Genomic DNA, 14,387 nt, shown 5'->3' with positions numbered 1-14,387 from the left:
CGGCCATGCGGTGTTGCTGACCGATGCCCGCGGGGTGATCCTCAATTGCGTCAGCGCGGCCAGCGAGCGGCGCAGCTTCGAGCATGCCGGGCTGTGGCTGGGCGCCGACTGGAGCGAGGCGCGTGAAGGCACCAATGGCATCGGCACCTGCCTGGTCGAGCGCCAGGCGCTGACCATCCACCAGAACGAGCACTTCCGCGGCCGCCACACCGGGCTTACGTGCTCGGCCAGCCCGGTGTTCGACCCCCATGGCGAGTTGCTGGCGGTGCTCGATGTATCCTCGGCCCGCCCCGACGTTTCACGGCAAAGCCAGTTCCATACCATGGCCTTGGTCAACCTGTCGGCCAAGATGATCGAAAGCTGCTACTTCCTGCGCCATTTCGAGCAGCAGTGGCTGCTGCGTTTTCACCTGCAGGCGGAGTCGGTTGGCCTGTTCAGCGAGGGCCTGCTGGCCTTCGACGGTGATGGCCGGATCTGCGCGGCCAACCAGAGCGCCCTGAACCTGCTGGGCAGCGTACGCAGTGGTGTGCTGGGCCAGCCGTTGGAGCGGTTTTTTGCCTGCAGCCACGATGAGCTGTTCGGCCGCGCCACGCCCGGGGGCAGCACGGCCTGGCCGCTGCGCACCCTGGACGGCCGCCAGGTGTTCGCCAGCCTGCGCGGGCAGGCGCGCGCGCCTGTATGGTCGGTGCCCGTGGCCCAGCCGCGGCCTACGCGTGCTGCAGAGCCCCTGGTATGCCTGCTCGACCCGGCGTTGCAGAATGATTTCCGCCGCAGTGTGCGGGTGTTCGAGCGCGATGTGCCACTGCTGCTGCGCGGTGAGACCGGCTGCGGCAAAGAGGCCTTTGCCCAGGCCGTGCACCAGGCCAGTGAGCGCCGCAGCCAACCCTTCGTGGCCATCAACTGTGCCTCGATCCCTGAAAGCCTGATCGAGAGCGAGCTGTTCGGCTACCGCGGTGGCAGCTTCACCGGTGCGCGCAAGGAAGGCATGCGCGGCAAGCTGTTGCAAGCCGATGGTGGCACCTTGCTGTTGGACGAGATCGGTGACATGCCGCTGGCCCTGCAGACACGCCTGCTGCGCGTGCTGGAGGAGCGTCAGGTAGTGCCGATCGGCGGCGAGCCACAGGCAGTGGACGTGCGCATTGTCAGCGCTACCCACCGTGACCTGCTGCAGCGGGTCGAGCAGGGCATTTTCCGTGAAGACCTGTATTACCGCCTAAATGGCCTGGAAGTGGCATTGCCGGCCGTACGCGAGCGCAGTGACAAGGCGCAGTTGCTGGACTTTCTGCTGCGCCAGGAGGCGCAGGGCCAATTGATCGACATCGAACCGAGAGCGCGCCAGGCGCTGCTGGACTTTGCCTGGCCGGGCAACGTGCGGCAGATGCGCAACGTGCTGCGTACCCTGGTGGCGCTTTGCGAAGGTGGCCGCATCACTTTCCCGGATCTCCCTGCCATTGTGCGCAGCCACACCGGGCCTGTGGGAGCGGGCGCGCCCGCGAGGCCGTCTGCCCAGCCGACACAAGGCGAGGGCGTTGCCCCCGTTCGCGGGCTCGCCCGCTCCCACAGGTCCGACAATGGACCAGGTGAGGGTACCGAGGTGTTGCAGGACGCAGAACGGCAAGCGCTCATTGAGGTGCTGCAGGCAAAACACTGGCACCTCACCCGTGTCGCCGAACACTTGGGCATCAGCCGCAATACCTTGTATCGAAAACTGCGCAAACACGGCATCGCCCGGGGCGACTGAGCGAAACAGCGGGTGCGATTTGTCGCGCCCTGGGCTACCCTGCCTCGATGTTTTGCGAGGTCGACCATGCATATTCACATTCTCGGTATTTGCGGCACTTTCATGGGCTCGCTGGCAGTGCTGGCCAAGGAGCTTGGCCATCGCGTGACCGGTTCGGACGCCAACGTCTACCCGCCGATGAGCACGCAGCTCGAAGCCCAGGGCATCGAGCTGACCCAAGGCTACGACCCGGCTCAACTGGAGCCGGCACCCGACCTGGTGGTGATCGGCAACGCCATGTCGCGCGGCAACCCGGCGGTTGAGTACGTGCTGAACAAGGGCCTGCCTTATGTTTCCGGCCCGCAGTGGCTGGCCGACCACCTGCTGCAAGGCCGTTGGGTGCTGGCCGTTGCCGGTACCCACGGCAAGACCACCACCAGCAGCATGCTGGCCTGGGTGCTGGAGCACGCCGGCATGAGCCCGGGCTTCCTGATTGGCGGTGTACCGCAGAACTTCTCGGTGTCGGCCCGCCTGGGGGCTACGCCGTTCTTCGTGGTGGAAGCCGACGAGTACGACAGTGCCTTCTTCGACAAGCGTTCAAAGTTCGTGCACTACCACCCGCGCACTGCGATCCTCAACAACCTTGAGTTCGATCACGCAGACATTTTCCCGGACCTGGCATCGATCGAGCGGCAGTTCCACCACTTGGTGCGCACCATCCCCAGCGAAGGCCTGGTCATCCACCCGACCACCGAACAAGCACTGGAGCGGGTCATCGGCATGGGCTGCTGGACCCCGGTACACACCACGGGTGAAGGTGGCCAGTGGCAGGCCCGCCTGCTCAGCGCCGATGGCTCGCGTTTCGAAGTGCTGTTCGAGGGCCAGGCGCAAGGTGTGGTGGACTGGGCGCTGACCGGTCAGCACAACGTCGCCAACGCCCTGGCTACCCTGGCAGCCGCTCGCCATGTAGGCGTGGTGCCGGCCATGGGCATCGAGGGCCTCTGCGCCTTCAAGAGCGTCAAGCGGCGCATGGAGAAGGTTGCCGAAGTGCAGGGCGTGACCATCTACGATGACTTCGCTCACCATCCGACTGCCATCGCTACCACCCTCGACGGCCTGCGCAAGCGCGTTGGCGAGGCGCCGGTGATCGCGGTAATCGAACCGCGCTCCAACTCGATGAAGTTGGGTGCACACCGCGATGGCCTGCCAGAAAGCGTCAACGACGCCGACCAGGTGATCTGGTACGCGCCGGCCAACCTGGGCTGGGACCTCGCTGCGACTGCTGCGCAGTGCAAGGTACCGAGTGTGGTTGCCGACAGCCTCGAAGCGATCATCGAACGCATCAAGGGCCAGGCCCGCCCGGGCACCCACGTGGTGATCATGAGCAACGGCGGCTTCGGCGGCCTGCATGGCAAGCTGGCCGAGGCGCTGAAGTGAACGGGCCGGAACGCGTTACCCTGGCCATGACGGGCGCTTCAGGCGCCCAGTACGGCCTACGCCTGCTCGATTGCCTGGTGCGCGAGGACCGCGAGGTGCATTTTCTGATCTCCAAGGCTGCGCAACTGGTAATGGCCACCGAGACCGATGTGCTGCTGCCGGCCAAGCCCCAGGCGATGCAGGCCTTTCTCACCGAATACACCGGTGCTGCCGATGGGCAGATTCGCGTGTATGGCAAGGAAGACTGGATGTCGCCAGTGGCCTCGGGCTCGGGCGCCCCGGCAGCGATGGTGGTGGTGCCGTGTTCCACCGGCACCTTGTCGGCGATTGCCACCGGGGCCTGCAACAACCTGATCGAGCGCGCAGCCGACGTGACCCTCAAGGAGCGCCGCCAGTTGATTCTGGTGCCCCGCGAAGCGCCATTCTCCACCATTCACCTGGAGAACATGCTCAAGTTGTCGCAGATGGGCGTGGTGATTCTGCCGGCGGCGCCGGGCTTCTATCACCAGCCGCAAACCATCGACGACCTGGTCGACTTCGTTGTGGCGCGTGTTCTCAACCTGCTGAACATTCCCCAGGACATGCTGCCGCGTTGGGGCGAGCACCATTTCGGGGTGGATGATTGAAACGGGCGCTGGCCGGCTTGCTGGCGCTGGGGTTGCTGAGTGGTTGTGCCACGGTGCGCACGCTGGATGCCAACAAGCCGGGGGCGCCGGTGGTGTATGCCGGTACCCGTCTGGATCTGTATGTGATCAACGGTGGTTGCTGCCCGCAGGATCGGTTTGGGGCTCAAGCCCCGAGCTATCCGGGGCTGGACCTGCCAGGGAGCATGCTGCTTGATACCCTGTTGCTGCCGTTGTCCTTGCTGACTGCTGCCGGTGTAGGCTTCCAGGCCACAGGGGGGCTGTGAGGGATTGCACGGTCCTGTGGTGTGGGAGCGGCCTTGCGTCGCGAATGGGCCGCAAAGCGGCCCCAGCCATGTTTGTGCTAAAGCTGAAATCCGGGGGCCGCTGCGCGGTCCTTTCGCGACGCAAGGCCGCTCCCACAGGTACCGTGCAATGCTTGCGGCTTACTTCTTGCCGAGCTTGCGCAGTTCATCCGACTCCACGATCCGCACCCCGTCTTCTTCCTCTAGGGCCAGGCGCCATAGCGCACGGGCCAGGGTGCAGGCCTCGATCCCCCGGTATTTGCCCGGTATCAGCCGGGACAACGGTGAAACCAACTGCTCTGCCAGCCGCGGTTTGATGCGCTCGCCCAGCAGCAACGACGGCCGCACGATGGTCAGTTGCGGCCAATCCTGCGCTTTGAGCGCCTCTTCCATCTCGCCCTTCACCCGATTGTAGAAAATCGATGACTTCGGGTCGGCGCCCAAGGCACTGACCACCAGCAAATGCCGTGCGCCCATTTCCCGGGCCCGTTTGCTGAACGCCACCACCATGTCCAGGTCCACCGCGCGGAACGCCGACTCGGAGCCGGCCTGTTTGAGGGTGGTGCCCAGGCAGCAATAGGCAACGTCGACCCTGCCGGCCAGCTGCGGCAGGAACACTGCCGGGTCACCCACCGGGTTTTCCAGGTGCGGATGTTCGGCCAACGGCCGGCGGGTCGGGGCCAGCACGCGGGTAATGGTGGGCTCGTTGAGCAGGCGGTCGAGCAGGTGTTCACCGGTGAGGCCGGTGGCACCGGCAAGCAGGACATGCTGAGGCGTCAAGTACATGATGTCTCTCCCTTGTTACACCCAAGTCTAGTGGTTGCCCGGGGTTTTTGCCTGTGCGCCCACCTTGGCCTGGGTCGTGTTGCGCAATGCCTCTTCGGCCTGTTGCCGGCGCAGTTGCTGCCAATGCTCAAGCACCGCCGGCGGCGCCCACAACTGAGGCTCAGAGGCGTCGAAACCTTCCCTTTGTTCCCTTTCGGCAACACTGCCGCGTGCCAGTTCAAACGCCTGTTTCAGGTCGTCGGTCTGGTTCAGGGCCTGGGCGAACAGGGCTTCGCCAAAGTAGGTGAAATCAGCTTCCTCCGAGCAACCGAAGGAGACACGGTCGGCGCGTGCGGCAGTCATGATCAGGGTGCGCTCATCTTTCAGCGGGGCGATATACCCCCCTGAATAGCAGGCCGAGATGACAATGACCTTGTCGCGATCCTTCAGCGGCGCAAGGGCCGTTGCCAGCTCGTCGGCGGACAAGTCGGCCAGTTGCAGGCGGGGTTGGTCGAGCACCAGCTGGTGGTCTGCGCTGCCGTGGCTGGTGAGGTAGATGAACACCAGGTCTTCCGGGCCGCTGCGCTCGGCCAGGGTGCGGGCGGCACGGGTGAGGTTCTCGCGGGTTGCCATGGGGCGGTTGGCCAGGTGGTCGCGGTGGTTGACCAGGGTCACCTGGCCGCGGGCGCCAAAGCGTACCTTGAGCATGTTGCTGACGTAGTCGGCTTCACGCAGGAACACACTCTGTTGGCCATCACCGCCCACCACCAGGCTGTACAGCTGAATCGGCGGGGCCGAGCGCGGCACTGCGGCCAGCGCCTGTTGCAGTAGCCGGCCCTGGTTCAGCAGGGCGAGGTCAAGCGGGTCGGGCAGCAGCGTGCCATGCTGGTCGCGCACGCGCACCCCGTTGGCCCACACGCCGCTTTCGACCTTGCCGTTGGGCAGGATCAGGCGCCCCTTGCCGTTGTAGGCATCGTTGAGGAAGCCGCCTACGTATTGGCTGCCGTCGGCCAGTTGCAAGCTGCCTTGGCCAGACAGCCGCCAGTCGGCGAACGTGCCTTTGTAATGGCTGCCGTCGCTGCCCAGCAATTCACCTTCGCCGATCAGCGAGCCGTCCTTGAATTGGCCAATCCAAACATCGCCATCGGCACTCTCGTAGCGGCCACGGCCTTCAATACGGTTGTCCTTGAACTCGCCGATGTACTGCTCGCCATCGACGCTGTCGTAGGTGCCGCTGCCTTGCAGTTGGCCATTGCTGAAATGGCCGCTGAACCGGTTACCGCTGGCGTCGCTGCGCACCCCGGCGCCGTTGGGCTTGCCCTTGGCGAACAGGCCCTGGTAACGGCTGCCGTCGGCCAGCACCAGCTCGCCGGCGCCGTCGTACAGGTCGTCCTTGAATTGGCCGCGGTAGGTTTGGTCGGCTTGCTTGAGGGTGCCTTCGCCATCGCGGCGGCCGTGCTTGAACGTGCCGGCATAGTGGCTGCCCGGTGTGGTCAGGTCGCCCAGCCCCTCGAACAGCCCCGCGGCGAACTGGCCGCGGTACACCTCGCCGTTCTGGCCATGCCATTCGCCCTGGCCATGCCACTGGCCGTCCTTGAAGGTGCCGGCATACCAGCTGCCGTTGGGATAGTCGATCCGCCCCTCACCCTGCAGCAGGCCATCGACCACCTGGCCCCGGTAGCGCCCACCGTCGGGCAGGCGGGCATCCGGCGGCAGCAACGATTCGCCATCGCCACAGGCGGCGAGCAGCAGGACCAGGGTAATGGGGAGCAGTGGACGCATGGCGAGAACCGGGCAATAGGTCTGCCGATTATGACGCAGAATGGGATCCTGAAACAGCGAGCGCCTGCGCTGACGCACATCCCTGAGGTGCCGCTTGTGGGCCTATACCTGTCTTAAAAGCTGGCGCAACCCCTGTGGGAGCGGGCGTGCCCGCGAACACCGGCGAAGCCGGTGCCATCTACCGAGTCATCGGCTTCGCGGGCACGCCCGCTCCCACAGGTTGAGGTGCAATCAATGCCCGCCTGGTGACACGATGATCTTCACGTTTTCCTCCTTGTTGTTCACCAGTTCCTCAAATCCCAGCTCGACAATCTGCTCCAGCCCGATCCGCCCGGTCACCAGCGGACGAATGTCCAGCCGCCCGTCTGCAATGAAGGCAATGACATCGGCAAATTCGCCGTTGTACGCCAATGCCCCCAGCACCTGCTTCTCGGTGGATACCAGTTCGAAGAAGTTGAATTCGCTGGGCTCTTCAAAAATGCCTACCAGCACGCACTTGCCGGCCTTGCGGATGGTGTCGATGGCCAGTTTGGCCGTGTGCTTGTTGCCGATGCACTCGAAGCTCACATCCGCCCCCAGGGCGCCGGTAAGCGCGCGAATCTCTGCCAGGGCATCGCACTGGCTCGGGTCGAGCACCACGCTGGCGCCGACTTCCCTGGCCTTGGCCTTGCGCGCAGATGACATTTCCAGCGCAATTACCTGCGCTGCACCGGCTGCCTTGGCGCACATGATGGTGCACAGGCCGATGGTGCCGGCGCCCACCACCACCACGGTCTGGCCCAGCAAGCTGCCGGCCTTCTTCACCGCATGCATGCCCACCGCCAGCGGCTCGATCAGCGCGCCAGCCTCTGCCGGAAAGCCCTGCGGCAAGCGGTACAGCAGGTTCGCCGGCACATTGACCCACTCGGCGAAGGCGCCGTTGTTCATCAGGCCGGTGAAGGCCAGGCGTTCACAGATGTTGTACAGGCCATGGGTACAGTAGTAGCAGGTGCCGCAATGCTGGCAGGCGTCTGCAGCCACCGGGTCACCGACTGCAAAGCCTTCGACGCCTTCGCCCAGTTTGGCGATCTGACCACAGAATTCGTGGCCGAGAATGCACTGGCCCTGGATGCCGGTCAGCGGGTGCGGCGCCTCGACCGGGATGAATACCGGCCCGGCGACGTATTCATGCAGGTCGGAGCCGCAAATGCCGCACCAGTCCACCTTGATCTGTACCCAGCCCGGCGCCGGGTCGGCTGGCAGGGGGACCTGTTCTACGCGAATGTCGTTGCGGCCATGCCATACGGCAGCGCGCATGTGGGTGTGGCTCAAGTCATTCATGGTTGTTCTCCAGGCTCACGGAATAGGTTCAGTGCTTGCGCAGGAATGCGAGCAATTGCTGGTTGACCTGGTCGGCCGCCTCCATCTGCACCATATGGCCGGCCTCGGGCAGCACCAGTACTTCGGCCTCCAACCCTTCGGCATGGCTGGCCGGGATGATCGCGTCCTTGCCGCCCCACACCACCAGCGCCGGGTGCTGCCCCAGCACGCCACGCAGGTCGTGGCGTTGGCGGTCGCCTTCGGCCAGTGCCGCAGCCAATTGCTGCAGGGCCTGGTCAACGCCTTCCAGGCGCTTGAACCTGAGCATGTCTTCCAGCATCTGCCGGGTGACCAGCGCCGGGTCGGCGAACAGCTGCACCATCTGTGGCTTCAGGGCATTGCGGTTGGCTGCGCTGACGAAGCCATGCAGGTATTGCCCGTTGATCGCTTCGCCCAGGCCGGCACTGGCCACCAGGCTCAGGCTGGCCACCCGCTGCGGTGCCAGGCGCGCCAGGTTCAGGCTGACTGCACCGCCCATCGAATGCCCCGCCAGGTGCGCCTTGGCAATGCCCAGGTGGTCAAGCAGGGCCAGCACGCTCTCGCTCAGTTCATCCAGATCGCCGCGCTGCAGGGCCTTGGCCGACTCGCCATGCCCCGGCAGATCCACGGCGATCACCCGCCGCTCGGCCGCCAGCGCCGGGTGGTTGAACAGCCAGTTGTTAAGGTCGCCGCCAAAGCCGTGCACCAGCACCAACGGCGTGCCGCCTTCACCCAGCTCGAACCAGCGCAGCAGGCGGCCACCCACTTCAGCCTTTTGCGGGGCCGGGCCCTGGGCCTGGTCGGCGCCGCCTTCGGCGACGAACTCGGCCTGGAAGCGCTGCACCACGGCATCGATCTCGGCCTCTTCGGCTTCGCCTTCCACGACCACGGCCAGCAGCGCGCCCACCGGCAGGGTTTCATCCGGCTTGGCCACCTGGCGGCGCAGCACGCCGCTGAACGGGGCCTCGACACTGCTGCTGATCTTGTCGGTCTCGACGTCCAGCACCTCGTCGCCTTTGGTGATCGGGTCGCCTTCCTGCTTGAGCCAGGTGTCTACCCGGCCCTCGGTCATCGACAGCCCCCACTTGGGCATGGTCAGGGTATGGATCTGGCTCATGCGGCACTCCTTGCGGCTTCGATCACTTTGCGCACGGCGGCCTCGATCTTCGCCGCGTTGGGGATGTACAGGTCTTCCAGGGCGTCGGAGAACGGTACCGGGGTGTGCGGTGCGGTGACCATCTCGATCGGGCCCTTGAGCGCAGCGAAAGCCTTCTGCGCCACCAGGGCACTGATATCGGTGGCCATCGAGCAGCGCGGGTTGGCTTCGTCGATGACTACCAGGCGGCCGGTTTTTTCCACGCTCTCCAGAATGCTGGCTTCGTCCAGCGGGCTGGTGGTGCGCAGGTCCAGTACTTCGCAGTCGATGCCCTGGCGGGCCAGGTTATTGGCGGCCTCCAGGGCTACATGCACCATGCGCCCGTAGGTGACCAGGGTCACGTCGTCGCCATCGCGCAGGAAGTTGGCTTCGCCGAAGGGGACCGTGTACACCTCTTCCGGCACCTCGCCCTGCATGCTGTAGAGCAGCTTGTGCTCGCAGAAGATCACCGGGTCGTTGTCGCGGATCGCCTGAATCAATAGCCCCTTGGCGTCGTAGGGCGAGGATGGGCACACCACCTTCAGGCCTGGAATGTGCGTCCACAGCGAGGTGAGCATTTGCGAATGCTGGGCCGCTGCGCGCAGGCCTGCGCCGTACATGGTGCGCATCACCAGCGGGGTGACTGCCTTGCCGCCGAACATGTAGCGAAACTTGGCGGCCTGGTTGAGTATCTGGTCCAGGCAGCAGCCGGCGAAGTCCACGAACATCAGCTCGCACACCGGGCGCAGGCCCTGGGTGGCGGCACCGACCGCTGCGCCGACGTAGCCGATTTCCGACAGGGGAGCGTCCAGTACCCGGCCCGGGAACTGGTGGTACAGGCCCTTGGTCACGCCCAGCACGCCACCCCAGGCGTCTTCCTCACCGGGCGCCCCGGCACCGCCGGCAACGTCCTCGCCAATGATGAACACACTGTCGTCGCGGCGCATTTCCTGGGCCAGTGCTTCGTTGATGGCCTGCTGGTAGCTGATCTTTCTTGCCATGGTGGTTCTCCTCTTGTTCTTGTAATGCGCGGCTCAGGGGTAGGCGACGTAGACATCGCTGAGCAGGTCGGCGGGCAGTGGCTTGGGGTCGGACTTGGCGCGGCGCACAGCGTCTTCGATCAGGTCCTCGACGCGTGCGTCGATAGCGTCCAGCTGCTGGGCCGTGAGCAGGCCGGCGCGGGTGGTCTTGTTGCGGAACTGCATCAGGCAGTCGCGCGTTTCGCGCAGGTTCTTGACTTCATCCGCCGCGCGGTAGGTTTGCGCGTCGCCCTCGAAATGGCCGTAGTAGCGGCTGAGCTTGACCTCGACCAGCGATGGCCCTTGCCCGGAGCGGGCGCGTTCGATGGCCGCACCGGCGGCCTCGTACACGGCAAAGAAATCGAAGCCGTCGATGGTCACCCCGGGCATGCCGAAGCCGGCCGCGCGGTCGGCGATGTGGTCGCAGGCCACCGACCAGTTGGAGGCGGTGGCTTCGGCGTAGCCGTTGTTCTCGGCGACGAAGATGCACGGCAGGTTCATGATCGACGCCATGTTCATGGCTTCGAATACCGCGCCTTCGTTGGAGGCCCCGTCGCCGAAGAAGGCCACCGCCACGTCGTCGCGCCCCTTGAGCTTGGCCGCCAGTGCCGCGCCGGCCACCAGTGGGGCGCCGGCGCCGACGATACCGTTGGCCCCGAGCATGCCTTTCTCCAGGTCGGCAATGTGCATCGAGCCACCCTTGCCACCGCATACACCGGTCTTCTTGCCGTAGATTTCGGCCATCATGCCGTACACGTCCACGCCCTTGGCGATGCAATGGCCATGGCCGCGATGGGTCGAGGCGATGCAGTCGCTGTCGCGCAGGTGGGCCATGACCCCGGCAGCCGAGGCCTCTTCGCCGGCGTAGAGGTGCACGAAACCGGGAATTTCGCCAGTGGCGAATTCCACGTGCAGGCGTTCTTCAAAGGCGCGGATGGTGCGCATCACTTCATAGGCATGCAGCAGTTGTTCGGTACTGAGTTGATTGGACATGTTGTTGTTCTCCGGGGTTGTCTCAACACGGGTTTGCAGGGTGCAGCCGATGGCCGCGAGGTACGGCCAGCAGGTGGTGACGGGCGGCATGCGCCAGCACGGCCTCGACGTCCACACTGAGCGGGCCGCGGTGGTCGAGGGTGATGGTGGGGGTGTCGTGTTCGGCGAATTCGATTTCGCGCTCGCCGTCCAGGGCCAGGGTGCCGCTGGCCAGGCTCAGGCGGTGGGCAACATCGGGCAGCAGCGTGCCGCTGGCGGTGATGCCACAGGCTTGCAGCAGGCCGGGGGCCAGCGGCGCGAGCAGTGCCTGTTCAGCGCCAGGTGCCAGGCGAACCCAGGCGCCGTGCGGGGCCTGGCGCGACACCGGGCACCACAGGCCACACAGCGCCGACAGGCCGATGGCATGCGGTTCGGCGAAGCAGGCGAAAACTTCGGCAAGGTCTTCGCTGCGGCTGAGTGCGCGGGCGCCGATGAAACGCTGCGGTGACACTGCCACTTCCACCAGGGCCCATTCGGCCAGTTGCTGCTGCGGCACTGTCACCAACAGGCGCTTGTTGCGGCGCAGGCCAATGCTGGGCGGTACCCGGCCGGTGGCCAGCAGGCCGCCGGCAAGGCCGGCGCTGGTGGCCTCGCGCAGTTCGGGGAAGGCATTGTTGGTGCCAGTGGAGAGGGTCAGCAGTGGCACATCTTGCGCCTCGGCGGCGACGGCCTTGTGGGTGCCATCGCCCCCCAGCACGGCGATCAGCGCCACACCGCGCTCGACCATGCGTCGGGTGGCCAGGCGGGTGTCGGCTACGGTCTGCGACAACGGCAGGTCGAGTATTTCGATGGCTGGCCAGTGCTGGTCGAGCGCAGCCGTGCCCTGGCTGGCCTTGAGCACGGCGGCGGCGATGCCGGTCATGTCGCTGGGCAGCAGCACCTGGCCGATGCCGGTGGCGCCGAAGGCGGCCAGCAGGCGCTGAATTGCCGAAGCCTTGTCGGTGCTCGAATAGAGCCCGGCGCTGGCCGTCAGGCGGCGCAGGTCACGGCCGGAGGCAGGGTTGGCAATGATCCCGACAAGCGGGGCGGGTAGCGGCATGGCGCACCTCGTATTCTTGTTTGCCAAGACAGGAGCAAGGGCGGTGCCAGCTTTGCCGAAGGGCGCCGAAGGGGCCGTTGCAGAGCGCTTTGGCCTGCCTTGGTGGCGGCTGCAGGGCGGGCACGGCGAGACGCGCGGTGCCAGTGCGCAGCTGCGTTGAGCGAGACGCTGAGACGCTGCGTCTCAAGCCAGCCGGTAACCACACAGTGCTTGTCGGGGCGGGCGCGCAAGCGCTTAATGGCCGAACAACGATAAAAACAGCAACGAGAACCGGAGGGCCCGAATGCTTGCCGCGAACTCCCGAGCCCATGTCGATTGCGTCAGCAGGGTGCTGAAGAATGCCGACCGCCTGCCACAGGCGCCGGTACCGCCGCTGATCCTCGATTCATGGCGCCGTTCCATGGAGCTGTACCGCCTGGACCCCGCCTCCCAGCAGGGCCCGCGAATCCTTTCCCAAAGCCTGCTCAATGAGTGCCGTGAACGCGCGCAGCTGTTTCTGCGCATCGCCAGCGACGCCGTGGCCCGCCTGCACGAGCGCGTGCGGGGCGCCGACTATTGCGTGCTGCTGACCGACGCCCAAGGGCGCACCATCGACTACCGGGTCGAATCGGCCATTCGCAACGACTGTCGCAAAGCCGGCCTGTACCTGGGCACTTGCTGGTCGGAGGGCGAGGAGGGCACCTGTGGCGTGGCGGCGGTGCTCACCAGCAAGGCCCCGGTCACGGTGCACAAGCGCGACCACTTCCGGGCGGCATTCATCGGCCTGACCTGCACGGCGGCCCCGGTGTTCGACCCGATGGGCGAGTTGCTGGGGGTGGTGGATGTGTCTGCCTTGCAGTCACCGGACGACCGCCGCAGCCAGCACCTGATCCGTCAGCTGGTCGAGCAAACCGCTCGCGACATCGAAAACGCCTTTTTCATGCACACTGCTCAGGGCCACTGGGTGATGCGCGCCCATGGCACGCCGGGCTATGTGGAAAGCCAGCCTGATTACCTGCTGGCCTGGGATGCCGATGGTCGCCTGCAGGCCATCAACAGCCTGGCCCGGCAGCGCCTGGTCCAACGCCTGGGCCGTTTGCCGGTGCACATTGGCGAGCTGTTCGACATGGACCAGCTACGCCGGGTCAGCGCGTCGTCGGCCCAGCGCCTGCCTGGCCTGGGTGGTTTGTACGGCCGGGTCAGCGCCCCTCGGCAACGCCAGCGGGCGCAACCGCTGCAGCAGGCCCAGGACAGCCGCATCGAACAGCACCTGCGCTTGGCTACCCGCGTCAAGGACTGCAACCTGGCCGTGCTGGTGCTGGGTGAAACCGGGGCTGGCAAGGAGGTGTTCGCCCGTCAGCTGCACCAGCAGAGCCAGCGCCGTGACGGCCCCTTCGTGACCCTGAACTGTGCAGCCATCCCCGAGAGCCTGATCGAGAGCGAGTTGTTCGGTTATGTGGCGGGGGCTTTCACCGGTGCTTCCAGCAAAGGCATGCAAGGGCTGTTGCAGCAGGCCCACGGCGGTACGTTGTTCCTCGACGAGATCGGTGATATGCCGCTGAACCTGCAAACCCGGTTGCTACGGGTGCTGGCCGAGGGCGAAGTGGCGCCGCTGGGCGCGGCGCGGCGGGAGCGGGTGGATATCCAGGTGATCTGTGCCACCCACCGTGATCTGGCGGCAATGGTAGAAGACGGGCGTTTCCGCGAAGACTTGTACTTCCGCCTGGCCAATGCCCGCTTCGAGTTGCCGCCGCTGCGTGAGCGGGAGGACCGGTTGGGGCTGATTCACCAATTGCTGGCCGAAGAGGCCGCGGCCTGTGGCGTCGAAGTTGTACTGGCGGACGATGCCTTGCAGGCGCTGCTGGTTTATCGCTGGCCGGGCAATTTGCGCCAGCTGCGGCAGGTGTTGCGCTATGCCTGTGCGGTCAGTGAGGCCGGGCAGGTGCGTGTGCAGGACTTGCCGCAGGAGGTGCGGGGTGGGGCGGTAGGCTCGGTCGCAAGCGGGGTGTCGTGCCCGGCGCGGCAACTGTTGCTGGATGCGCTGATCCGCCATCGCTGGAAGCCGGCCGATGCGGCGCGGGCGTTGGGCATTTCGCGGGCTACCCTGTATCGGCGGGTGCATGAGCACCGTATCGAGATGCCGCGGATGAAGGGGTAACCTGCGGTCCCTGTAGGAGCGGCCTTGTGTCGCGATGGGGCGCGCAGCGGCCCCA

General features: G+C 65.8%; 12 protein-coding genes. 5 read left to right on the top strand and 7 right to left on the bottom strand.

The features are described 5' to 3' along the window. From GYA94_RS18750 to GYA94_RS18735, 4 genes are all read left to right on the top strand, one after another. Nucleotides 1–1,741 (top strand): sigma-54-dependent Fis family transcriptional regulator (locus GYA94_RS18750; protein WP_161892866.1); only part of this gene is annotated, 1,741 nt, incomplete at its 5' end. A gap of 66 nt (nt 1,742–1,807) precedes the next feature. After that, nucleotides 1,808–3,157, top strand: coding sequence for a UDP-N-acetylmuramate:L-alanyl-gamma-D-glutamyl-meso-diaminopimelate ligase (gene mpl / locus GYA94_RS18745; RefSeq protein WP_161892865.1), 1,350 nt, complete (start codon nt 1,808–1,810; stop codon nt 3,155–3,157). Then, on the top strand, nt 3,154–3,783 hold the full coding sequence (gene ubiX, locus GYA94_RS18740; protein ID WP_161892864.1) for a flavin prenyltransferase UbiX: 630 nt from the start codon (nt 3,154–3,156) through the stop codon (nt 3,781–3,783). Before mpl ends, ubiX begins: the two co-directional genes overlap by 4 nt. Beyond that, complete coding sequence (locus tag GYA94_RS18735; RefSeq protein WP_054904355.1) at nt 3,780–4,067, top strand: YceK/YidQ family lipoprotein; 288 nt, start codon at nt 3,780–3,782, stop codon at nt 4,065–4,067. Before ubiX ends, GYA94_RS18735 begins: the two co-directional genes overlap by 4 nt. Before the next feature lie 159 nt (nt 4,068–4,226). Here GYA94_RS18735 and GYA94_RS18730 read toward each other — a convergent pair whose 3' ends face one another. From GYA94_RS18730 to GYA94_RS18700, 7 genes are all read right to left on the bottom strand, one after another. After that, nucleotides 4,227–4,871, bottom strand: a complete 645-nt coding sequence (locus GYA94_RS18730; protein ID WP_009685749.1) for an oxidoreductase — start codon at nt 4,869–4,871, stop codon at nt 4,227–4,229. A gap of 27 nt (nt 4,872–4,898) precedes the next feature. Next, entirely contained in the window at nt 4,899–6,632 is a 1,734-nt protein-coding gene (locus tag GYA94_RS18725; RefSeq protein ID WP_029886943.1) for a C13 family peptidase, read from the bottom strand. 231 nt (nt 6,633–6,863) lie between these two features. After that, the gene (locus GYA94_RS18720) at nt 6,864–7,928 is read right to left on the bottom strand and encodes a 2,3-butanediol dehydrogenase (RefSeq protein ID WP_249121941.1); all 1,065 of its coding nucleotides are present in this window, start codon (nt 7,926–7,928) and stop codon (nt 6,864–6,866) included. A gap of 52 nt (nt 7,929–7,980) precedes the next feature. Beyond that, nucleotides 7,981–9,087, bottom strand: coding sequence for an acetoin dehydrogenase dihydrolipoyllysine-residue acetyltransferase subunit (locus GYA94_RS18715; RefSeq protein WP_110676941.1), 1,107 nt, complete (start codon nt 9,085–9,087; stop codon nt 7,981–7,983). Further along, entirely contained in the window at nt 9,084–10,106 is a 1,023-nt protein-coding gene (locus GYA94_RS18710; RefSeq protein WP_110676943.1) for an alpha-ketoacid dehydrogenase subunit beta, read from the bottom strand. The genes GYA94_RS18715 and GYA94_RS18710 overlap by 4 nt, the downstream gene beginning before the upstream one ends. 33 nt (nt 10,107–10,139) lie before the next feature. Further along, nucleotides 10,140–11,117, bottom strand: coding sequence for a thiamine pyrophosphate-dependent dehydrogenase E1 component subunit alpha (locus GYA94_RS18705; protein WP_110676963.1), 978 nt, complete (start codon nt 11,115–11,117; stop codon nt 10,140–10,142). 22 nt (nt 11,118–11,139) lie between these two features. Continuing rightward, nucleotides 11,140–12,195: an ATP-NAD kinase family protein gene (locus tag GYA94_RS18700; RefSeq protein ID WP_110676945.1), complete on the bottom strand. Its 1,056-nt coding sequence runs from the start codon at nt 12,193–12,195 to the stop codon at nt 11,140–11,142. 283 nt (nt 12,196–12,478) lie between these two features. Between GYA94_RS18700 and GYA94_RS18695 the strand changes: the two genes are divergently transcribed. Next, nucleotides 12,479–14,332 (top strand): sigma-54-dependent Fis family transcriptional regulator, encoded by a 1,854-nt coding sequence (locus tag GYA94_RS18695; protein ID WP_110676947.1) that lies wholly within the window; start codon nt 12,479–12,481, stop codon nt 14,330–14,332. Nucleotides 14,333–14,387: the final 55 nt, after the last annotated feature.

The sequence above is a fragment of the Pseudomonas juntendi genome, assembly GCF_009932375.1.
Classification (GTDB): domain Bacteria; phylum Pseudomonadota; class Gammaproteobacteria; order Pseudomonadales; family Pseudomonadaceae; genus Aquipseudomonas; species Aquipseudomonas juntendi.
This window is presented reverse-complemented; position numbering and strand designations above follow the sequence as displayed.